21 protein-coding genes are annotated in these 20108 nt (G+C 64.8%); 1 reads left to right on the forward strand and 20 read right to left on the reverse strand.

The features are described 5' to 3' along the window. Nucleotides 1–31 precede the first annotated feature (31 nt). The 20 genes from recA to ACNPM8_RS12390 all read right to left on the reverse strand — a co-directional run bounded on the left by recA (nucleotide 32) and on the right by ACNPM8_RS12390 (nucleotide 19503). Nucleotides 32–1084, reverse strand: a complete 1053-nt coding sequence (gene recA / locus ACNPM8_RS12295; protein ID WP_105658167.1) for a recombinase RecA — start codon at nucleotides 1082–1084, stop codon at nucleotides 32–34. A 241-nt stretch (nucleotides 1085–1325) separates the two neighbouring features. Beyond that, nucleotides 1326–1550 carry a DUF3046 domain-containing protein gene (locus tag ACNPM8_RS12300; protein ID WP_448939930.1) on the reverse strand — a complete coding sequence of 75 codons (225 nt, stop codon included), beginning with the start codon at nucleotides 1548–1550 and terminating at the stop codon, nucleotides 1326–1328. A gap of 111 nt (nucleotides 1551–1661) precedes the next feature. Next, nucleotides 1662–2075 (reverse strand): helix-turn-helix domain-containing protein, encoded by a 414-nt coding sequence (locus ACNPM8_RS12305; protein ID WP_448939931.1) that lies wholly within the window; start codon nucleotides 2073–2075, stop codon nucleotides 1662–1664. A gap of 196 nt (nucleotides 2076–2271) precedes the next feature. Then, on the reverse strand, nucleotides 2272–2754 hold the full coding sequence (locus ACNPM8_RS12310; RefSeq protein ID WP_448939932.1) for a CinA family protein: 483 nt from the start codon (nucleotides 2752–2754) through the stop codon (nucleotides 2272–2274). Nucleotides 2755–2764: 10 nt separating this feature from the next. Next, the gene (gene pgsA, locus ACNPM8_RS12315; RefSeq protein ID WP_105658170.1) at nucleotides 2765–3367 is read right to left on the reverse strand and encodes a CDP-diacylglycerol--glycerol-3-phosphate 3-phosphatidyltransferase; all 603 of its coding nucleotides are present in this window, start codon (nucleotides 3365–3367) and stop codon (nucleotides 2765–2767) included. A 5-nt stretch (nucleotides 3368–3372) separates the two neighbouring features. Next, entirely contained in the window at nucleotides 3373–6363 is a 2991-nt protein-coding gene (locus tag ACNPM8_RS12320; protein WP_426735018.1) for an FtsK/SpoIIIE family DNA translocase, read from the reverse strand. 97 nt (nucleotides 6364–6460) lie between these two features. Further along, a complete protein-coding gene (locus ACNPM8_RS12325) occupies nucleotides 6461–6712 on the reverse strand; it encodes a hypothetical protein (protein ID WP_448939933.1) in 252 nt (83 codons plus the stop codon). 135 nt (nucleotides 6713–6847) lie between these two features. Next, nucleotides 6848–7309 (reverse strand): hypothetical protein, encoded by a 462-nt coding sequence (locus ACNPM8_RS12330; RefSeq protein WP_402735588.1) that lies wholly within the window; start codon nucleotides 7307–7309, stop codon nucleotides 6848–6850. Between the two features lie 95 nt (nucleotides 7310–7404). Beyond that, nucleotides 7405–8808, reverse strand: coding sequence for a mycothione reductase (gene mtr, locus ACNPM8_RS12335; RefSeq protein ID WP_448939934.1), 1404 nt, complete (start codon nucleotides 8806–8808; stop codon nucleotides 7405–7407). 78 nt (nucleotides 8809–8886) lie between these two features. Next, nucleotides 8887–9684, reverse strand: coding sequence for an ABC transporter ATP-binding protein (locus ACNPM8_RS12340; protein WP_448939935.1), 798 nt, complete (start codon nucleotides 9682–9684; stop codon nucleotides 8887–8889). Between the two features lie 30 nt (nucleotides 9685–9714). After that, complete coding sequence (locus ACNPM8_RS12345; protein WP_448939936.1) at nucleotides 9715–10821, reverse strand: FecCD family ABC transporter permease; 1107 nt, start codon at nucleotides 10819–10821, stop codon at nucleotides 9715–9717. Then, nucleotides 10818–12071 (reverse strand): MFS transporter, encoded by a 1254-nt coding sequence (locus tag ACNPM8_RS12350; RefSeq protein ID WP_400342842.1) that lies wholly within the window; start codon nucleotides 12069–12071, stop codon nucleotides 10818–10820. The genes ACNPM8_RS12345 and ACNPM8_RS12350 overlap by 4 nt, the downstream gene beginning before the upstream one ends. Then, entirely contained in the window at nucleotides 12068–13363 is a 1296-nt protein-coding gene (locus tag ACNPM8_RS12355; protein ID WP_400342840.1) for an opine metallophore biosynthesis dehydrogenase, read from the reverse strand. The genes ACNPM8_RS12350 and ACNPM8_RS12355 overlap by 4 nt, the downstream gene beginning before the upstream one ends. Before the next feature lie 3 nt (nucleotides 13364–13366). After that, the gene (locus ACNPM8_RS12360; protein ID WP_448939937.1) at nucleotides 13367–14200 is read right to left on the reverse strand and encodes a class I SAM-dependent methyltransferase; all 834 of its coding nucleotides are present in this window, start codon (nucleotides 14198–14200) and stop codon (nucleotides 13367–13369) included. After that, entirely contained in the window at nucleotides 14193–15107 is a 915-nt protein-coding gene (locus ACNPM8_RS12365; protein ID WP_400342836.1) for a hypothetical protein, read from the reverse strand. Before ACNPM8_RS12365 ends, ACNPM8_RS12360 begins: the two co-directional genes overlap by 8 nt. Next, nucleotides 15107–16126, reverse strand: a complete 1020-nt coding sequence (locus ACNPM8_RS12370) for an ABC transporter substrate-binding protein (RefSeq protein ID WP_332594695.1) — start codon at nucleotides 16124–16126, stop codon at nucleotides 15107–15109. The genes ACNPM8_RS12365 and ACNPM8_RS12370 overlap by 1 nt, the downstream gene beginning before the upstream one ends. Before the next feature lie 236 nt (nucleotides 16127–16362). Beyond that, nucleotides 16363–17265, reverse strand: coding sequence for an ABC transporter substrate-binding protein (locus ACNPM8_RS12375; protein WP_448939938.1), 903 nt, complete (start codon nucleotides 17263–17265; stop codon nucleotides 16363–16365). Then, on the reverse strand, nucleotides 17262–17996 hold the full coding sequence (locus ACNPM8_RS12380) for an ABC transporter permease (RefSeq protein ID WP_400342834.1): 735 nt from the start codon (nucleotides 17994–17996) through the stop codon (nucleotides 17262–17264). The genes ACNPM8_RS12375 and ACNPM8_RS12380 overlap by 4 nt, the downstream gene beginning before the upstream one ends. Then, the gene (locus ACNPM8_RS12385) at nucleotides 17993–18679 is read right to left on the reverse strand and encodes an ABC transporter permease (RefSeq protein WP_400342833.1); all 687 of its coding nucleotides are present in this window, start codon (nucleotides 18677–18679) and stop codon (nucleotides 17993–17995) included. Before ACNPM8_RS12385 ends, ACNPM8_RS12380 begins: the two co-directional genes overlap by 4 nt. After that, nucleotides 18676–19503, reverse strand: coding sequence for an ABC transporter ATP-binding protein (locus ACNPM8_RS12390; protein ID WP_400342831.1), 828 nt, complete (start codon nucleotides 19501–19503; stop codon nucleotides 18676–18678). Before ACNPM8_RS12390 ends, ACNPM8_RS12385 begins: the two co-directional genes overlap by 4 nt. A 220-nt stretch (nucleotides 19504–19723) precedes the next feature. Here ACNPM8_RS12390 and ACNPM8_RS12395 point away from each other — a divergent pair, with 220 nt between their 5' ends. Next, nucleotides 19724–20014: a hypothetical protein gene (locus ACNPM8_RS12395; protein ID WP_400342830.1), complete on the forward strand. Its 291-nt coding sequence runs from the start codon at nucleotides 19724–19726 to the stop codon at nucleotides 20012–20014. The last annotated feature ends 94 nt before the right edge of the window (nucleotides 20015–20108 follow it).

Below are 20108 nucleotides of genomic sequence, written 5' to 3' on the forward strand. Positions count from 1 at the left end.
CCCCCGCTACGTCGCTGGAAGCCTGGGGCCACTACTTATCGCCCTCGACGACTCGCAGTTCGGTCTCGTCTTCTTCAACTTCTTCCTGTGGCAGAACGCCGAGCTTCTGCAAGATCTGGCGCTCTAGTTCGTCGGCCAGATCCGGGTTGTCGCGCAGGAAGCGGCGGGCGTTTTCCTTGCCCTGGCCCAGCTGGTCCCCGTCGTAGGTGAACCAGGCACCGGACTTCTTGACCAGGTTGTGCTCGACACCCATATCGATGAGCGAACCTTCGCGGGAGATGCCGTGGCCGTACAGGATGTCGAATTCAGCCTGTTTGAAAGGAGGCGCCATCTTGTTCTTGACGACCTTGCAGCGGGTGCGGTTGCCGACCGCGTTGGTGCCCTCTTTCAGGGTCTCGATGCGGCGGATGTCGATGCGAACCGAAGCGTAGAACTTCAGCGCCTTGCCACCAGTGGTGGTTTCCGGGCTGCCGAAGAAGACGCCAATCTTTTCACGCAGCTGGTTGATGAAGATTGCGGTAGTCTTCGAGGCCGAGAGGCGGCCGGTAATCTTGCGCAGAGCCTGGGACATCAAGCGGGCCTGCAGGCCGACATGGCTGTCACCCATCTCGCCTTCGATTTCGGCGCGTGGAACCAGTGCTGCCACGGAGTCGATGACGATGATATCCAGCGCGCCGGAGCCCACGAGCATATCCATGATTTCCAGGGCCTGCTCACCGGTATCCGGCTGGGAGACCAGCAGTGCGTCGGTGTCGACGCCCAGCTTCTTGGCGTATTCCGGATCAAGCGCGTGCTCAGCATCGATGAATGCCGCAACGCCGCCGGCCTTCTGCGCGCTGGCGACTGCATGCAGGGCAACCGTGGTTTTACCCGAGGACTCAGGGCCGTAGATTTCCACCACGCGGCCGCGTGGCAGGCCGCCAATGCCAAGGGCGACATCCAAGGCAACCGAACCGGTAGGAATTACTTCAATGGGTGCACGGGTTTCATCGCCCAGGCGCATGACCGAGCCCTTGCCGTAGGCCTTGTCGATTTGGCCCAGGACAGCCTCTAGCGCCTTTTCCCGATCATTTTTTGCTGCCATGGTTCACCTTTGCTCTTGCAAGCCTGCTACGTACTTGCTCATGAATTTTGTCCTGCAATAGACAGTATGCTTGCCCACCGACACTTTGGACTCCGATAGCCCTCAAGTGTGGACAGTCTCAGTGCTTAAGTTCTTGGTGCAGTTTCCTGCGTTGCTTCTAGGATAACCCTATCCGAACAGGTGTTCGAAATTCAACACGGCATGTTCGAAGATCCAGTGCCGGGACTTTCGAACGGAATCGCTACGATTCCTTCGGCTCGATATCCACGCCAAGCCAGCGTTCGGCCGGAATGTCTTGCGCCTTGCACAGGGCTTCCCAAATCTGCTTGGGCTTGACGCCCTTGTCCAGCGCCTGCGCGGCGGTAAGGCTGCCAAGTTCGGTAAGGGCCATGGAATCGGCCAGCACGTGGGAGTACCGCGCGCCGAACTCGTTTTCCATGTTGCGCCAGAAATCGCTGATTTTCACCTAATTATTCTCCCACGCATAGGCAAGGAGCCCACGCATTTCGCGCAGGCTCCTTGCACGGCTGCCGGCAGTCTCGATTACTGAGTAGCGGTAGCCCTAAAAAATTTGGTTCTAGACCGAGGCCAATGGCTTGTTGCTGCTCTTGGCGGCAAACTCGTTGGCCATATCCGTAGGAACGGTATCCGGGATAGCAATGCCCTCTGCCAGGGCAACGCGCTCGGATACTTCACGGAGCATCAGGGACAATGGGATTTCCAGCGCCACGCAGATCGAGGAGAGCAGCTCCGAAGAGGCTTCCTTCTGGCCACGCTCAACCTCGGACAGGTAGCCAAGGGAAACACGTGCGCTATGCGAAACCTCGCGAAGGGTACGTCCCTGGCGCTGACGGACGTCGCGCAGAACATCGCCGATTTCATGACGGAGTACTACCATTTTGTGCTCCTCCTTCTCGGGCTGGACCATATGGGCTTCTCCCATATCGCGCCAACGGACGACACCATTGACAGTTACGGGTTGCTTGACCATGAATTTAGCCTCTGCTCCTAGGTCCATCTCGAAGATCTAATCAAATACGGGGGCCATCCTTGCGGCCCTGCAATTCGTACAACGACAGGTCATACGATTTTGTTCCCGTACATTCACCCTAATCACTTAAATGCGACCTACGCCACATTTGCCGTGATTTTTGCGTAACATCTCGGGAAGAAGAGTATTTCGCGTCTTACTGTGAAGAAGCTTTATCCAAGATGGCAGCGAACTGGTGAAGTGCCGCCAGGGTGCTCTGCTCGCGGATCTGTGCCCGGTCTCCCACGAAGTGGTGGACTTCGGATCCCGAGTCAGCGCCCATGGCCCACCCAATATACACGGTTCCCACCGCCTTGCCATCGTGCGGGTCCGGTCCAGCGACCCCGGTTGCAGAAATCGCCACGTCTGCACCGCAGGCACGCTGCGCCCCTACGGCCATCTGCCGGGCAACCTCGGGATCCACCGATCCGTTGGAAGCAAGCAGCATCTCGTCGACGCCCAGCAGCGATGACTTCACCGCCGAGGAATAGCTGACAACTCCCCCGCGCAGCACCGCCGAGGCGCCTGGCACCTCGGCCAGGCGCGCGGCAATCATGCCAGCGGTCAGCGATTCGGCCGTAGCCAGTTGCACATCGCCTTCAATGGCCTTGGCGATCACCTCGGGTGCCTGGGGCTTCATGGTGCCGGCCCTACTTCTGCTTCTTGGCCGCGGCTGCCAGCTGGCCGGCCTTGACCAGGTATTCCAGTCCGGTGACCACGGTGACGGCCAGGGTCAGCAGCATCAGGTACCACGCCACGGTGCCCAGCCAGTCAATGGTGTGGGTGTAGGGCAACAGGTACAGGCCGATCACGATGGCCTGCAACACGGTCTTGATCTTGCCGCCCATATTCGCGGCAATCACGCCGTAGCGGATGACCACCACGCGCAGCACGGTGATGCCCCATTCGCGCACCAGGATCACGATAGTGACCCACCAAGGCAGCTCGGCCAGGATCGAGAAGCAAACCAGCGCCGAACCGGTGAGCAGCTTGTCGGCGATCGGGTCCGCGATCTTGCCGAAGTTGGTGACCAGCCCGCGGCTGCGCGCCAGGTCCCCGTCGAGCTTGTCGGTGTACATGGCCACCACGAAAAGTCCCAGCGCGACCCAGCGCCACAGGCCTTGCTCGTGGTTATCGGCCATCAGGGCCCAGACGAAGAAAGGCACCATGATGATGCGGATGGTAGTGAGCACGTTGGCGATATTCAGCGTCGGTACCGGTGGCTGGGCACTGCGGCCAGCTTGCTCGCTCATGGGTTTCAGTTTCTTCCTGTCAGGTCCCAGGCGTCTTCGCCAGGTTCGTCGGAGCCATCGAAGTAGTCGACGGCTTGCGGGCGATCTTCCAGATCCTTGGCAACCAGGTCCTCGGCATAGTCGGTGACCGGCTCGGCGTGGTTCACGTTGGCTTCGGCCACCAGCGCGGCCTCGGTGGCCGACGGGGTGCTGGTCGCCGGGTCATCGCCGCGCATCGCGGCCAGGACCATGGGCAGGTCATCGGGCTGGATCAGCACATCGCGGGCCTTGGAGCCCTCGGAAGGGCCGACAACGCCCCGTGATTCCATCAGGTCCATCAGGCGTCCGGCCTTGGCGAAGCCCACGCGCAGCTTGCGCTGCAGCATCGAGGTGGAGCCGAACTGGCTGGTGACCACGAGCTCGGTAGCCTGCAGCAGCAGATCCAGATCGTCTCCGATGTCCTCATCGATCTGCTTCTTCTTCTCGGCAGCCGGGATCACGTCTTCCCGGTACTCGGGCTTCAGCTGGCTCTTGACGTGCTCGACCACGCGGTGGATTTCGGATTCGGTCACCCAGGCGCCCTGCACGCGCATCGGCTTGGAGGTGCCCATCGGCAGGAACAGGGCGTCGCCCTGGCCCAGCAGCTTCTCGGCCCCGGGCTGGTCCAGGACCACGCGGGAGTCGGTGACCGATGAGGTCGCGAAGGCCATGCGCGAGGGCACGTTGGCCTTGATCAAGCCGGTGACCACATCCACCGAGGGGCGCTGGGTGGCCAGCACCAAGTGGATGCCGGCGGCACGCGCCAGCTGGGTGATGCGCACGATCGACTCTTCGACATCGCGCGGGGCGACCATCATCAAGTCGGCGAGCTCATCGACGATCACCAGCAGGTACGGGTAGGGCTTGAGCACGCGCTTGGAACCCTCCGGAGGGTGCACCTTGCCGGCCTTGACCGCCTTGTTGAAGTCGTCGATGTGCTTGAAACCGAAGTTGGCCAGATCGTCGTAGCGGGTGTCCATTTCGCGGACCACCCAGCCCAGTGCCTCGGCGGCCTTCTTCGGGTTGGTGATGATCGGGGTGATCAGGTGCGGCACGCCTTCGTAGGCGGTCAGCTCCACGCGCTTGGGGTCGACCATGACCATGCGCACCTCGTCCGGGGTGGAGCGCATCAGGATCGAGGTGATCATCGAGTTCACGAACGAGGACTTGCCCGCGCCGGTGGCGCCTGCCACCAGCAGGTGCGGCATCTTGGCCAGGTTGGCCACGACGAAGCCGCCTTCCACGTCCTTGCCCACGCCCATCACCATCGGGTGCTCGGTCTTGCGGGCATTGGAGCTGCGCAGCACATCGCCCAGCGCCACGACTTCCTTGTCGGTGTTCGGGATCTCGATGCCGATGGCGGACTTGCCCGGAATCGGCGAGAGGATGCGCACATCCGAGGAAGCCACCGCATAGGAGATGTTCTTGGACAGCGCGGTGACCTTCTCCACCTTGGTGCCCGGAGCCAGCTCGATCTCGTAGCGGGTCACCGTGGGCCCGCGGGAGAACCCGGTGACCTTCGCGTCGACCTTGAACTGCTGCAGGGTGTTGGTCAGCGCATCGACCACCACCTGGTTGGCCTCGGAGGCTTCCTTGGCCGGCGGGCCGGCAGGAAGGTAGTGCTCCTCGGGCAGGGTGTAGGTGACATCGCCGGAGAGCTGCAGCTGCTCGCTGCGCGCGGGGATCGGCGCCTGCGGGGATGCGGCGAGCCCGGCGGCGCGCGAGGAGACCTGGTCCATCGCGGAGGTGGTGGCCTCGGGTTCGGCCTTCAGCCCGATATTGGCCATGATCTCGGCCATCTCGGATTCGGCCTTGGTCGGGCGCTTGACTCCAGGCGGAGGACCGGAGGGCTTCGGGATGGCCACCGTGGCGGTGTCTTCCTGGGCCGGGGCGGCGGCGGACTCGAAGTCCGGGCGGGCGATGGCCTGGGTGGCGGCCTCGTCGGCGTCGAAGATCTTGCCGGAGTTGCGGTTGACGGCAGGCATCGCGCCGGTGGACTGCTCGGCAGGATCATCCTGGCCGATGACCGCCTTGTCGTAGGCGACATCGCCGGGGCGTTCAGCGTGCTCGCCGCCGTCCACGTCGTAGACCTCGGTGACCTTGCGGGCGGCCGCGGCCCGGCGTTCGAAGAAGCCGGGCTTCTTCTTCCTGGCGGCGGGGGCCGGAGCCTCGTCCTGCGGGTAGAGGTAGGACTGGTCATGGTCCTCGCCGGCTGGATCAAGTTCCACTGCGGCCGTGGGTCGGGTGGCACGGGGTGCGTCCGGGTCCTGGCCGAGCAGGCGGTTGTAGCCCGAACGCACGCGCGAAGGGATCTGCGTAAATGGCGTGGCGGTGACGATCAGGATGGACATGACCACCAGGAAGATGAACACGGCCATGGCGCCCGGGACCGAGATCAGCAGGCCCAGCGGGGTGCCCAGGATGGAACCGGCCATGCCGCCGGCATTCCAGAGTGCCTGGAAATCGTCGGAGACCGCTGGCGAGCCGTTGGCCAGCGAGGCGATGGACGAGCCGGAGAGCGTCATGATCAGCAGGCCGATGCCGATGCGGTTGTTCGCGGTGACCGCCTCCGGGTAGCGGAAGAGCCGGAAGGCGCCGATGAACAAGATCACCGGCAGCAGCACGGCCATGAAGCCCAGGGTGCCGCCGGCGACCGCGTGCACGCCGGTGCCGAACCAGCCCGCATCGCGCAGGCCCCACCATTCGATGATCGCGACGATCATCGAGATCAGCGCGAGGAACAGTCCGGTGCCGTCGCGGCGCAGCTCGTAGTCAGGCTTGACGGTTCCGCCAATGCGGCGGAATGCGCCGCCGAAGATCCGGGCAATGCCCATCCACACGCTGCGTATTGCGCGCAGCGGCAGGGCGAGTTCCGCATCCGGGTTCTCGGGCGTTTTCTTGGAGGACGAGGAGCCAGGCGCCTTGGGTTTGCGCGCCGCGGTCTTCTTCGTCCCCTGAGACTGGGTACGTGGGGCCATACTCCAAGGGTATCGCCCCCGGCTGGATGCGCCCCGAATTTACACGTCTGCACGGGGTGCGCCAGCAGCTAGATAATCGTCACGTGGCGCCCGGGAACTATTGCGAGTACTCGATCACCAGGGTGTAGCGGCCATGGCCTTCCAGGCAGGCGTGGCTGCCGACTTCGTACCCGGACGCCTTGAAGGCATCCACCGTGGCGGTTTCCATCATGGCGCAGGTAGCGGCGCTGGAGACCTCTTGGGTGTAGGTCGTGCCGCTGGCGTGGGCCCCCGGGATTCCGGCCAGCCCCACCGCCCCGGCCAGCAGGCCGGCCACGGCGCATGCGGCGAGATGGCTCTTGAACTTCATTTGCACTCCTGGTCTGCTTTCGTGCCGGGCGCTTGGGCCACGCGCCCGCTTCCCAAGGTGCCACAGCACGCCCTGCACTGCCAGCGGCGTCCAGCCAAGATCCAGCCAGCGCCTGGCCGCGGAGCCCGGATGGCCTCAGCCGCGGGCCGCGCAGCGGTTGAGCCCAGCCAGGATAGCGAAGCCCGAGGCAAAGCACACTGCCAGGAACCCCAGGGCCGTGCCTAGGAACGGGGCCGGATCGATTTCGCCCAGGCCCAGCGCGGCTATGGCCAACGCCGGAAGCAGTGCCGCGAGGACCGCGCCGATTCCGGCAGCGGCCGATTGCCTGGCTGCCGTGGCCGGCTGGTTCCCCATGGCCTGGATTTCAATGGCCGCATACGCACCGCTGCAGCAGACAAGCCCCATCAGCACTCCGGCAACCGCGCCGTATGCCAGCGGGAGGCCCAGATCGCCCAGGCTGCCGCCATAGCCGTTCTCGCGGATCGGCCAGAACATCCAGAGCACCGCCAGCATCCCCAGGACCATGCCTGCCCCGGCAGCGATCGCGAACATGCTTCGGGTCATCGAGGCCACGGTCCTTGAAGTTTTCCCATTCATGGCTCCACCCTAGGACGAACAGGCGCTATTTGCTACTGCCTTTCGGGTTCTGCTGCCAGCTATCATCCGTTCGCCGCCGGTCCGAAAAACCGCCGCTAGGAGAAGTCCAGGCCGAGCAATGCGTTCTCGGTGACCTCCGGCAAGGCAGGGTGGATCCAGTACTGCTGCGTGGCGACCTCGCGCACATCCAGTCCGAAGGCCATGACCGTAATCATCTGCTGGATCAGCGTTGAAGCTTGCGGTCCCATGTAGTGCGCGCCCAGCAGCTTGCCGGTTTCCCTATCAGCGATGAGCTTTGCGATACCGGTGCTGTCTTCCATCGCCCAGCCGTAGGCCACATCCCCGTACTTCTGCACCTTGGCGGTAATGGCATGCCCGGCCTCGCGGGCTTCTTCCTCGGTCATTCCGACGTAGGCGATCTGCGGGTGGGTGAAGACCGCCGCCGGCACGTGCTCATGCGGCATCTTCTTCATGTTCTGCGGGTTCAGCAGGTTGTGGCGCACCGCGCGCATTTCCGCGTTGGCCACATGCTTGAGCAAGAATGGCGAGGAAATGTCGCCCAGCGCCCAGATGCCCTCGGCAGACGTCGAACGGCCGTATTCGTCCACGCTGACCCGTCCGTCCTCGGAGTCGATGCCCGCACGGTCCAGATCCAGCTGGTCGCCGTTGGGGATGCGCCCCGTGGCCACAAGCAGCACCTCTGCACTGGCGGTGGAGCCGTCATCCAGGGTCAGTGCTACCCCGTCGGGCTCTTGCACGGCGCTGACCATGCTCCTGCCCTGGCGAACGTCATAGCGTTCTGCGGCCATCTGGTTGAATGGCTCGCGCAGATCGGCATCCAGCTGGCGCATGAGTTCGGAGCGGGCCAGGATGGTGACCTTGGTGCCCAGTGCTTCGAAAACGTGGGCGAACTCCATGGCAATGTAGCCGCCACCGATGATCACGATGGACTTGGGCTGGCGGGCCAAGCGCATGATGTCCTCGTTGGTGTGGAAGGCTACGCCCGAATCGATGATTTCCTGCGGAATAAACGGGCGCGACCCGGCGGCCAGGACAATCTGGTCCGCGCTGATGGTCCTGGCTTCTGTTCCCTGCCCGGTACGCAGCGTGCGCTCGCCGACAAAACGCGCGTGCTGGTCGTAGACGTCGATATTCGGTGTCTGCCCGCCACGGCGGTAGTCTTCGCCGCCCTGGGCAATGGGATCGATGCGCTTATCGAAGACCCTGCTCACGATGCCTGGCCAGTCCACGGAATTGACCTGGGCATCGATTCCCAGCCGTGCTGCTTGCCTGGTTTCCAGGGCGACGTCTGCGGCGTAGACATACATCTTGGTGGGGATGCAGCCGACGTTCAGGCAGGTACCGCCGAAAGCGCCCTTCTCGATGATGGCAATGGATTTTCCATCGAATTCTGGACCCGGAATAGAGTTGCCAGAACCGGTGCCGAGGATGATCAGATCGTAGTGCTTGTCTGCCTCGATTGCGGCGGAAGACGTCATGGCAGTGGTACCTTTCACGGTCAATGCTGGGGCACGGCAGGCAGGCGCTTGGCCATTGCTTGCCTACCGGGCAGGCTATCATCCGGGCACTGAACTGCCACTATGTTGCAGTGCTGGCTCATCTGCCAGGCTGAAGACCAGTTGCACGATGCCGTTCACGAGCACCGGCTGCGCATGAATCCCGTAGACCTGCAGCAGAAGTTCAGGTTTCAGCACCTCCTGGGGCGTCCCCGAAGCGATGACCCCGCCGTTGGCCAGCATGACCAGCTTGCTGCAGTAGCGGGCGGCCAGGTTCAAATCGTGCAGCACCACCACCGTGGTGGTTCCCAGTTCCCCGACCATGCGCAGCAGCTCATGCTGGTAGCGGATATCCAGGTGGTTGGTGGGTTCATCCAGTAGCAAGTGCTCGGCCTGCTGGGCCAATGTCCGGGCAACCAGCACGCGCTGCTTCTCGCCGCCGGACAGGGTCGAGTAGCGGCGGTCGGCCAAGTGCCGGGCGCCGACCCGGGACAATGCCGAGGCAACTGCCTGGTGGTCCTCGCGGGCAAAGGCGGCCAGCGCCTTGCGGTGCGCAACCCTGCCCAGGAGCACCATTTCGGCGACACTGACCGGCAGCTCGGTGGGCGTTTCCTGGGCCACGACGGCAATCCTGCGGGCCAGTTCGTTGCCGCGCAGTCCGCTGACCGGGCGCTCGTCCACGAGCACCAGCCCTGCCGTGGGCCGCAGCGCCGCATAGAGCGTGCGCAGCAGGGTGGACTTGCCGCTGCCGTTGGGGCCGATCAGCCCCACCACTTCCCCGGGGCCTGCCTGCAGCCCCGCCGATTCAATGACCAGCTTTCCGCCATAGCCCACCGAAATATCTGTAGCAGTAATCATGGTTCTTGCCTTCTTCCAGGTCCTTGGTTCCTATTGGGCCGCATTGAGCTTGCGAACCAGCGCGAACAGCAGCGGGGCGCCGAGCAATGCGGTGACGATTCCCAGCGGCAATTCCTGCGGTGCCATGGCCGTCCGGGCCAGCACATCGGCCCAGACCAGGAAGATCGCGCCGAGCAGTGCGGCTACCGGAATCAGGGTGCGGTGCGTGGCACCGACGCACAGCCGGGCTACGTGCGGAATCACCAGCCCGACGAATCCGATGCCGCCGGAGGACGCGACCAGCGCGCCCACGCACACCGCGGTCACCACCATGACGGCCGCACGCAGCTTCGCCGGAGATATTCCCAGTGCTTGCGCGGTGCCATCGCCGATGGCCAGCGCGTCCAGCGGCCGCGACCAATAGGCCAGCAGCGTGGCGGTCCCGAGCACCACGATCCAGGTGATCATTGCCGATTGCCCGGTCGCCTGCGCCAGTGAACCCAGCGTCCAGAAAAGCACCGAACGGCCCGCATTGGGATCATCCGAAGCGAAGATCAGCAGCGAGGTGAGCGCGTGCAGCACATAGCCCACGGACACCCCGGCCAGCACCAGCCGGGTGGACGTCATCTCCGAACCGACCCGCGCCAGCAGGTAGACGAAGATCCCGGCGGCCAGCGCCCCGGCAAAGGCGCTCGTCGCCAGCGAGGCCGTGCCGATGCCGGCCGTGGCGCCGAAGAGGATCGCGGCCGCCGAGAGCGTGGAGGCCCCGGAGGTCACGCCCAGCAGGTAGGGCTCGGCCAGGATGTTGCGGGTCAGCGCCTGCAGCGCCACCCCGGCCAGGGCCAGCCCGGCCCCGACGGCGGCACCCAGCAGCACCCGCGGCACGCGCAGCAGCAGGACGATGGACTGGTCCGAGGCGCTGAATGCACCAGGTGCGGGCATCCCGGAAAGGTGCGCCTTGAGGATCTGCAGCACGGTGCCCGGCTCGATGGACACCGGGCCGAGCCCTACGGCCACCGGCAAGGTGGCCACGAGTACGGCGAGCAGCCCGGCGATCCACAGCCAGCTGTGCCGGGCCCGCCGGTCATGGTCCAAGTCATCGCCGGCGCAGGCCAGCGGTTCCCGGGGTTCTCGCACGATAGGTTCCAACGGGGTCATGGCTGCCTTTCGGGGGTTTCGCCAATGGAATCGGTGCGCAGGCCCAGTGCAGCACCCAGCGCAATCAGGGTCAATGCGCCAAGCACGGCAGCGGCGGCCAGGTATCCGGCGGCGGCCAGCGCCGCTCCGGAGGCTGCTGTGCCCAGGAACAGGCCCAGGGACATGCCGGCCGCGTTCAGGCTCAGCGCGGTGCCGCGCACCTGCGTGCAACGGCTCACCAGCAGGCTCATCACGGCGGCCGCGACCACCGCGTGGCTAGCCGAAAGCAGCGCCGTGCCGGCCACCGCCAGCGGCAGCACCGGTGAGAGGTAGACGCCGAACAGCGCCACCAGCGAAATGCCCAGGCTGAAAACCATCACCGCACGGGTGCGCCGCTGCGAATCCCCGGCGTTGAGCATCCGCCCGGCCAGCAGGTGCCCCAGGAAGAAGGCCCCGCCGCTGACCGACCAGATGAACGCGAACCAGCTGGCGGTCAGCGCGAACTTCTCCGCGTACAGCGGGGCCAGGAAGGCCAGGTGCCCCATGAAGGCGCCGGCGCGGCCGAAGGAGACCAGCAGCAGCGCCCGGGCTCCGGGCACGCCGGCCAGGGTGCGGAAGGCAGCCAGGTAGCCCAGCCGGGCTGGAGCCGGAGCCGGGTCTGCCGAGCAGTGCCCGGCGCCGCGGCGGCCGTAGCGCAGCACCGCCGGGATCAGGGCGATGCTGATGGCGGCGATGGCGACCAGGTTTCCCTGCCAGCCCCAGAACATCGCCGGCAGCACCAGCAGCGGCGCGCCGATCGTGGAGGCCAGGGTCTGGGCCGTCATCACCAAGGTGGCTGCCCGGCCCGCGGCCGGGGTGGTGCCGAAGCGGTCCGCGGCCGCGGTTGACAGCGCCGGGTAGAGCAGCGCGTTGGACACCCCGGTGGCCAGGCAGAAAACTGCCAGAGCCGCCAGGCCCGAGAAGGTCCCCGCGATGGCGGCGGCGCCCATCAGCCCCAGCGCCGCGGCGGCCACGGTGCCCGGGGCGATGCGCCCGATCAGCGGGGCCAGCGCAACCCCGGCGAGCACCGCGCCGACGCCGGCCAGCCCGCGCAGGGTGCCGGTTTCGGCATAGCCGGCCCCGGCCCAGTCGGCGATGGGCACCAGGAAGGTGCTCAGCACCGTGAAGGGCAGCAGGCCCAGCGCCGAGGCCAGCAGCGCCGGCCAGATCTCGGCGATGATGCGCCGTTCGCTGGGCAGCTGCTGCGCTGTTTCGACTTCTGGCTGGCTCATGCCGCACTCCCGATTCCGGCGCTGATCATGGCCAGGTCCTCGGCGAAATCCTGCACCGCGAAGGCCGGCGAGCAGCCCTGGCCCTCCCGGGCCGAGGCCGCTTGCACCAGGGCGTCTTCGTAGGCGGCGAGCAGCGCGTCGATCATCGGGCAGGGCACGGCCAGTTCCCGGGCCAGGCCGGCGATGATCCTGGTGCGGTAGTAGTCTTCCTTGGGCATCCGCGGCACATCCCACTGGCCCTGGTCATTGCGGAAGACCGGGCGGAAGGCGATGGCCGAGAAGTCGAAGTAGCGGCCCTGCGCGTCGGGCTGCGAGAAGGGGTCGATGAGCAGCGAGGCGTAGCGCACGTAGAGCAGGTACTCCTGCTCGATGGCCGGCAGCTGCTCGAAGCTGGCTGCTTTCCCCGGGTCGATGCTCTGGGGGTGCACCGGATACCCGTCATCGAGCATGAAGGCCAGCAGGTTGACCGGCTGGCCGCCCAGTGCGGCGGTGATGGCCGACAGTTCCCGCCAGGCCTCGGCCATGGAGTGGATCAGCGCCGGGGTGACCGGGCCTTCGGGATAGAGCTTGTAGACGTACTGGACGGGCGGGGCGGGAGCGAAGACCGCGCGCAGCGCCTGCTCGTTGAAGAACAGGGCCGGATGCACGTACAGCGACATGTTCCGCGCCTCGGCTTCAACCGGCGATCCCGCCAGCTGCACTTCGGTGCCGGCCGCGGCATGCACCGCACGCAGCCGCTGCAGCGCGGGCGTGGCCCCGCCGGTGGAGCCGGCGTAGATGCGGGCCTTGGCGCCGGCGGTCAGCACCAGCGCTCCGCCGGTCCCCTCCACCTGCCGGGTGTCCCCCAGATAGCTGGAGAAGCTGATGATTTCCGGGTTGGTGCCGCTGCGGCGGGCGAATTCGCGCACCAGTGCCGCCGAGCCCAGCGTGGGCGAGAGCAGCACGATCCGCGCCAGCGATGCGAGCACCACCGGCGGCAGTTCGCGCAGCACCGGCAGGTAGGCGTCGGCGGTGGCCGCCAGCACCAGGGTGTCCCAGCCGCCGCGCACCTGCTGGTAGCCGCGGTAGCGGTGCTCGATGCGCACCTGCCCGGCCAGTGCGGCATGGGAGGGGTTTTGCACCTGGACGCGGGCGGTGCCGGCGTTGGCCTCCAGCGCGTCGAAGAAGGCGGCGCAGCGCTGCGAGGCGCGCCCGGCAATGCCCAGTTCCCCGGGCAGCGCCCCGAGCAGCACGGCGCTTTGCACCGCAACCGGTCCGGTTCCGGCAATGAGGATATTTCCCAGATCATCCATGGGTTAATTGCTTTCCGTTCTCGTGCGCGCCTTGGTGTACAGCGCGATGTCGAAGACCTGCCCGGGCTGGCGGATCGTTCCGTCCAGCTGCCACCGCCGGGGGTCCACTGGTTGCATCGGGTAGTTGAACAGCGACTTCAGCCCGTCGCCGAAGCGCATCGCGACCACCACGTCCTGCCGGGTGCGCGCGTGCAGCTGGTGCAGCAGCTCGTATTTCACGGCCACCGTGGAGCTGAAGACGATGTGCGTGGCCTGCGGCAGGAAGTCCAGCTGGTGGATTTGATCGCCCTGCAGGCCGATATCCAGGCCCTGCCCCAGCTGCGCCACGACCCGGCGGCCCAGCTCCAGCGCTTCGGGATCGATGTCGACCCCCACGGCGCTGGCCCCGGTGCGCGAGGCCAGGTTCAGCAGGGTCATCGGGAAGGAACCCGAACCGACCAGCAGCACCTTGGAGCTGGAGTCCGGGGCGACGGCGCCGAATTCCCCGGCGATGCACGATTCGATGTTGGCGAAGTAGCCCTCGGCTCCGCTGCGGCCTTCGAGCAGGCGCAGCGCCCGGTACTTCTCGATGACCGCGACGCAGCGCGCCGATTCGGTGCGCAGCGCCGCCACCAGCGCCGTGCCCTGGTCGGTGGCGGCCATCTGGGCATAGCCCGGTTCATTGGCCGGGTCGGTGACCAGCTGCGCATAGCCGGCCAGCAGCTCTTCGAGCGCCGCCGCGTGCCGCGTCGATCCGTCATAGTCTCGGGCGGCTTCGGCGAACAGTCCGAGGTAGCCGTGCAGCACGCCGGCCCGGCCGGCGGCGGCGGCCTGGGTGGCCAGTGGTGTTTCAGTCATGGATATATGCAGTCCCTTCGGCCACGATGCTTACTTCGGTGCTGATCTGCAGCGCGGTGGCCTTGGCGCGGCTGCCATCGGCGTGCACCTGCACGGTGCCTCCGGGCTGTTTCACGCTGGCATTGACCGGAGCCCCGGTTTTCGCTGCCAGGTAGGCGCCCAGCGCGGCGCTTCCCGAGCCGCAGCTGCCCTCCCAGATGAGGCTGCCCAGCGCCGGGACGCTGACCAGCGGGGCCAGCTGCCCGCGGTCCGGATCGTAGAGCATGATGCCCACGACGGACACCGCTTCGCTGGCGCCCAGGTCCAGGGCCAGTCGCTGCGCATGCCCGCGCAGCTTCGGATCCGAGCCGTCGCATTCGGCGACCAGGTGCACCGCATCGGCGTAGCGCACCAGCCCGGCGCCGGCGACGCCCGGGAACGGGTACGGGTCGATGCGCAGCGGCCAGGGCATTTTCAGCTGGCAGCGGTAGGCGGCACCGGCCGGCTCGACCCGGCAGCCCAGCAGTTGCGCGGCGCCGGAGGCTTCGATCAGCAGCTCAAGCGGGCCGCTGCGGGCGCGGCGCGCGGCCTGCAGCGCGGCCAGCGACATCGCGGCATTGGCGCAGAATTCGCCACCGGCCATGTGCAGCCGGGCCTGGGCCCGGGGCGAGCTGGGAGGCAGGATGAACCCGACTTGCTCGGCGTGCACATGCTCGGCGCGCAGCAGCCGGTCAGCGATGCTGCGGTAGTGCGCCGCGGGGTGCCGGCTGGTCACCAGCACGGTGGTATTCGATGCCGGACTGAGCTTGACGAATTCCACGGGGGTGGCGCCCCGGACCAGGCCGCGGTTGGGGCCGCGTCCGTGCCCCGGGCGGGCCACGCGGCGCGATGAGGCCGCTTGCCGGCGCAGCGCGGCTGGCTGGCTCATCAACGGGCCAGCCGGTCGGCGATCAGCTCGACCCCGTCCACTGCCAGCGGACCGGGCGAGGAATAGTAGTAGTTCAGCGGCACGATGGCGCTGTCCTGCTCGATGGCGGGCAATCCGGCCAATTCGGGGCGGTCGCGCAGCGCCTCGATGACCTGCTGGTCGGTTTCCAAGTTCGAGGAGCCTGTCGGCAGGTACATGGCGAAGACCTTGTCGGCGCCGCTGTTCACGAGTTCTTCGGTGGAGGGCTCGAAGTAGCGCTTGGGCACGTCGTTGAAGACGTTCTGAAGGCCAAGCAGTTCCATCTGCTCGGCAACCAGCGATTCATGGCCGTAGGATCCCAAGGTGCCTGCGGTGGGCACGTACAGCGGCATCCCGCGCTGCTGGCTTTCCTGCTTGACGCTGCGCGCGGCTTGCTCGACGCGTGCTCGCATCTGCTGCACGGAGTCCTCGGCCGCCTGCTCGGTGCCGAAGAGCTGGCCGTAGGACTGGACGTCCTTGTAGATCTGGTCGAAGCCGCTCAGCCCGCCGGTGGATCGATCCTCGAATCCGGCGCAATATCCGCTGACGGTCAGCATCTTCACTCCGGCGCTTTCCAGGCGTTCAGCCAACGAGTCGAGATCGATTCCAGCAGCGATATCGGTGCCGATCACCACGTCTGCTCCCGAGTCCAGGATCATTTCGTAGGAGACATCATGCGAGTCCTCGGTAATCCGCTCCGCGTTGCGCACTGCCGCCATGGTTTCTTCGTCGAAAGGCACCTGCCAGCTGCCTGCGTAGTGCGTGAGCTTGTCTCCCGCTCCAGCGGCGGCCAGCAGGGCCGGGGCTTCGGACCCGACTGCAAGAACGCTGTCCGGCGCCTTGTCGAAGACGACCTGCCTTCCGCAACTGTCCAGGGAAATGCTCTTGGCGCCGGTGCCCTGCGGTGCACCGCTGGCAGATCCGGCTGGCGCGCCGCATCCGGTGGCCAGGGCCAGGATGGCAACCGGCACGGCCAACTTCCAGGGATTGAGTTTTTTCATCTATCAGTGCTCCATTCATGGCGGGCAGGCCTCGGCCGCCGAGATCCGGCGAGCTCCTCTGCCAACAGAGCTAAACACTAATGAGAATCATTATCAATTGTCAAAACGAGCAAGCCACGGAATACCCCTCAGCCAAGCCGCTGCCGTTTCCGGACAAGGAAAAGCAGCCGCACTGCCCGTCATTGCGTGGGCGGTGCGGCTGCGGTGAAGCTATGTTCTTATGCTGGCTTGCCGGGCTACAGCCCCTCGGAAGTCAGCCATGCCGAAGCGATGTCGGCGGCAGACTTCTTGTCCACGGTGCTCTGCACGTTGAGGTCCACCAGAACCTGCGCTGTCAGTTTTTCGCTGACCGGATTCAGGACTTCTGCCAATTCCCCGGATTGATCAGTGGCCACCAATGGCACCACATTCGATGCCAGGAATAGCGACTTCGGGTCTTCAAGGACTACCAAGTCCTCCGTCTGGATCCGCGGATCCGCGGTAAAGACGTTGGCGACATTCACCGTGCCGGCGGCCAGGTCTTCAACGGTCGTGTCGCCAGTTGCCGAGAATTCGGCCTTGACGCCATATGCGCTCTCCAAGCCCTTGGGTCCATAGGGGCGTTGCGCCAATTCAGGCGGGCCGCCCACGGTCAAGGGTTCGGAAATGCCGGCCAGATCCTCGATGCTCGCAAGCTTATTGGCTTCAGCGAATTCCTTGGTCACCGTGTAGGAGTCCTGATCCGAAGCTGGCGCGGCTTCGAGCACGGCCAGCGAATCCGGCAAGGATTCCTTCAGCTCGCTGTACACCTCATCGGCGGAGCGTGCTTCGGTGTCTTCCTTGTAGAACTGCAGCAGGTTGCCGGTGTATTCAGGGAAGACATCAATGCTGCCGTCTTCCAGCTGGGGCATGTAGGCATCGCGCTGCCCGATGCTGAATTTCCGTTCCACTTCCATGCCGGCTCCCTCAAGCGCCTGGGCATAGATCTCAGCAACGATTTCATTGGAATAGTAGGCCTGCGAACCGACAACGATCGCTTCCCCACCCTCCCGGGTGGCATCGCTTTCGGTGGCCAACGGATCCGCACCGGAGCATCCAGCGAGTGCGAGGCTTCCGGCCAGCACGAGAGCACTCGTGGACAATATCTTCTTGGTTCTCATGACATTTCCCTTTCGCGGGTGATTGAGTCATCGGTATCTTGGTAAGTTTTCTTCTTCTTCGAGGGCACGCCCAGCCCGTGGGGCACAGCCGCTTTCTGCGCGATGGCAAATGCCAAATCCAGCACCAAGGCCAGCGCGGCAACCATCAAGGCGCCGCCCAGGACCATGTCGAAGCGCCGCAGGTTCAGACCGGTGATGATGGGCAGTCCCAGGCCGCCGAGATTTACGTAGGCGGCAACAGTAACGGTGGCGACTACTTGAAGAACGGCGGAGCGGATCCCGCCTACGAGCAGCGCAAGTCCCAGTGGGATCTCGACTTTGACGAGGATCTGCCATTCGGTCATCCCCATGGCCCGGGCAGCATCGATGGTTTTGCGGTCAATTGCTTCGAAGCCGGTATAGGCTCCGGCCAGCAGTGATGGAATTGCCAGCACGACGAAGGTCAGCATGGCCGCTTCTGGCTTGTGCAGAACTCCCAGAAGCAGCACCAGCAGAATCAGCAGGCCGAAGGATGGCACCGCACGCGCAACGCCGGCCAGCCCGACGGCCAATTCCCTTCCTCGCCCGGTGTGGCCAATGGCCCATCCCGCAGGGATGGCAATCGCGCTAGCAATTAGCACAGCAAGCACGGTGAACAGCAAGTGCTGCCCCAGCAGGCTAGCCAGTCCCCCATCGCCCTGCCACTGCTCGGGAGCGAAGATCCACGCCAGCGCATCGGAAATCAGATTCATGAGGACACCTTCTGCGTGGACGCCTGCGCTGCAGTTCGTTTTTGCCTGGTGTTCGTTGCAGCCCAAGGCATCAGCCAACGGCCGGCCAAGAGCAACAACAGGTCAACGAGCAGCGCGATCACTGCCACCGCGATGATCCCCGCCAGGACTTCTTCAATGATGCGACGCTGCAGACCGTTGGTGAATAGGTAGCCCAAGTTGGTTACCCCAACCAGGATGCCGACCGTTGCCAGCGAGATGGTGCTGACCGCGGTCACGCGCAGCCCAGCCAGAACTACGGGACCGGCCAAGGGAAGGTCGACTGCGAAGAAACGGCGTGCCGATCCGTAGCCCATGGCAGTTGCGGCCGACCTGGTTGCCGGGTCCACCGAGTTCAGCCCATCGACCACGCTGCGCACCATGATCGCTATCGCGTAGATCGCCAAGGCGAGAATGAGATTGGCTTCGCTGATCGCGCTCATCCCGGTGAGTACGGGCAGGATCATCAGCAGAGCCAGCGAAGGGATCGTGTAGAGCAATCCGGTGATGCTCACGACCGGTCCGCGCACCAGTTTGTAGCGCCAGGCCACCCAACCCAGCGGAATCGACAGGATGAATCCGAGAATGATTGCTATCAGGGACTGGCGCAGGTGCTCCAGCGATAGCGAACCAATGAGTCCGAGATTTTCCAGGACCCAGTTCACTGGACAGACCCATCCTCGACCAGCTTGCCTTGGGTCCGGCCTTGCGCATCAACCAGGACGGTTCCGTGCTCCGTCTGCTTCAAGCTCAGCGCCCGTGCCCCACGCTGCGCGCCAATGAAGGAGGCGACAAAATCATTGGCTGGATTTTCAATGATCTCGCTGGGGCTGCCGACCTGGAGCTTCTGTGCGCCCGCCGCCAGAATTACCACCTGGTCCCCCAGGAGGAAGGCTTCATCAATATCGTGGGTGACAAAGACTATGGTCTTATCGAGTTCTCTTTGGAGACGAAGCAATTCTTCTTGCAGCTCGGCGCGAACGATAGGGTCCACTGCGCCGAAGGGCTCGTCCATGAGCAGGATGTTCGGATCGGCGGCCAGCCCGCGTGCCACGCCAACGCGTTGCTGCTGGCCTCCAGAGAGCTGATGCGGATACCTGTCGGCCATGGAGCCGGCCAGCCCAACCGTGCCCATCAGTTCCAAGGCACGCGCTCGTGATGCCTTGCTCGTTTCACCCATGAGCCGCGGCACGGTCGCAATGTTCTGTGCGACAGTGAAATGAGGCAGCAGGCCGGAGTTCTGCATCACGTAGCCGATGCTGCGGCGCAGGCCCACCGCCGGCTTGCTGGCGATGTCCTCGCCGTCGATACGGAGCGTACCGCTGCTCGGATCAACCATGTGGTTGATCATCCGCAGCAATGTTGTCTTGCCGCAGCCTGAGGAACCTACGAAGACTGTGGTGCGGTGTGCCGGAATTTGCAGGCTGAAATCCTTGACGGCAACGGTGCCATCCGGATAGTGCTTGGAAACGTTATCGAACTCAATCATGCACATTCCTCCACAGCGGCTTCGATCCAACCCATTGGGTGATGCCCGGGCATATTTCGTCTCCTTGAGCTGGCGTTGAGCCCAATTCTGCCTTAAAAGTGCTGTGACAGCACCAGATGCCGGGAAATAGCCAGCTTCATGCTGCGTGGTGGTTCCCGGTTTCCTTCGGGAACATCGGTAGAGTCAGTGAAAATCATCTTTACTGCATTTGGAGAAGACCTTGCGCATACGCTCAATAGGCATCGCGACGGCAACCTTAATCGTTGGTGCCCTGGCACTCTCATCACCGGCACTCGCTGGCCAGCAAGGCGTCGCCCCATCCGGTGGTTGGGACGGCTCAGTTTCCATGGAAGCCGGCACCGGTGAGGTGCTGGAGCAGATCGATATGGACCACTGGGATTCCGTCATTGCAGTCGACGCGCAAACAGGGCAAATCCTGCCGCAAAGTCCCGCCCCGGCAATCGAGCTCGATAACTCGCCAAGTCCTGCATACCTTGGCTTCTTTGGCTGACACTTGAGCTTTGACCCAAGCCTTGCGGTTGCTTTCCCATAAAAATATTGCCTCGAACCTGGCGGGGTGTAACGGTCGTCGCAACTCCTGATTG

It is taken from the genome of Glutamicibacter sp. AGC46 (assembly GCF_053543715.1).

Excerpts from the sequence above, each read along its gene's own strand:
- recA (WP_105658167.1), bottom strand. The coding sequence starts at position 1,084 with ATGGCAGCAAAAAATGATCGGGAAAAGGCGCTAGAGGCTGTCCTGGGC.
- ACNPM8_RS12305 (WP_448939931.1), bottom strand. The coding sequence starts at position 2,075 with ATGGTCAAGCAACCCGTAACTGTCAATGGTGTCGTCCGTTGGCGCGAT.
- ACNPM8_RS12310 (WP_448939932.1), bottom strand. The coding sequence starts at position 2,754 with ATGAAGCCCCAGGCACCCGAGGTGATCGCCAAGGCCATTGAAGGCGAT.
- pgsA (WP_105658170.1), bottom strand. The coding sequence starts at position 3,367 with ATGAGCGAGCAAGCTGGCCGCAGTGCCCAGCCACCGGTACCGACGCTG.
- ACNPM8_RS12320 (WP_426735018.1), bottom strand. The coding sequence starts at position 6,363 with ATGGCCCCACGTACCCAGTCTCAGGGGACGAAGAAGACCGCGGCGCGC.
- ACNPM8_RS12325 (WP_448939933.1), bottom strand. The coding sequence starts at position 6,712 with ATGAAGTTCAAGAGCCATCTCGCCGCATGCGCCGTGGCCGGCCTGCTG.
- ACNPM8_RS12330 (WP_402735588.1), bottom strand. The coding sequence starts at position 7,309 with ATGAATGGGAAAACTTCAAGGACCGTGGCCTCGATGACCCGAAGCATG.
- mtr (WP_448939934.1), bottom strand. The coding sequence starts at position 8,808 with ATGACGTCTTCCGCCGCAATCGAGGCAGACAAGCACTACGATCTGATC.
- ACNPM8_RS12340 (WP_448939935.1), bottom strand. The coding sequence starts at position 9,684 with ATGATTACTGCTACAGATATTTCGGTGGGCTATGGCGGAAAGCTGGTC.
- ACNPM8_RS12345 (WP_448939936.1), bottom strand. The coding sequence starts at position 10,821 with ATGACCCCGTTGGAACCTATCGTGCGAGAACCCCGGGAACCGCTGGCC.
- ACNPM8_RS12350 (WP_400342842.1), bottom strand. The coding sequence starts at position 12,071 with ATGAGCCAGCCAGAAGTCGAAACAGCGCAGCAGCTGCCCAGCGAACGG.
- ACNPM8_RS12355 (WP_400342840.1), bottom strand. The coding sequence starts at position 13,363 with ATGGATGATCTGGGAAATATCCTCATTGCCGGAACCGGACCGGTTGCG.
- ACNPM8_RS12360 (WP_448939937.1), bottom strand. The coding sequence starts at position 14,200 with ATGACTGAAACACCACTGGCCACCCAGGCCGCCGCCGCCGGCCGGGCC.
- ACNPM8_RS12365 (WP_400342836.1), bottom strand. The coding sequence starts at position 15,107 with ATGAGCCAGCCAGCCGCGCTGCGCCGGCAAGCGGCCTCATCGCGCCGC.
- ACNPM8_RS12370 (WP_332594695.1), bottom strand. The coding sequence starts at position 16,126 with ATGAAAAAACTCAATCCCTGGAAGTTGGCCGTGCCGGTTGCCATCCTG.
- ACNPM8_RS12375 (WP_448939938.1), bottom strand. The coding sequence starts at position 17,265 with ATGAGAACCAAGAAGATATTGTCCACGAGTGCTCTCGTGCTGGCCGGA.
- ACNPM8_RS12380 (WP_400342834.1), bottom strand. The coding sequence starts at position 17,996 with ATGAATCTGATTTCCGATGCGCTGGCGTGGATCTTCGCTCCCGAGCAG.
- ACNPM8_RS12390 (WP_400342831.1), bottom strand. The coding sequence starts at position 19,503 with ATGATTGAGTTCGATAACGTTTCCAAGCACTATCCGGATGGCACCGTT.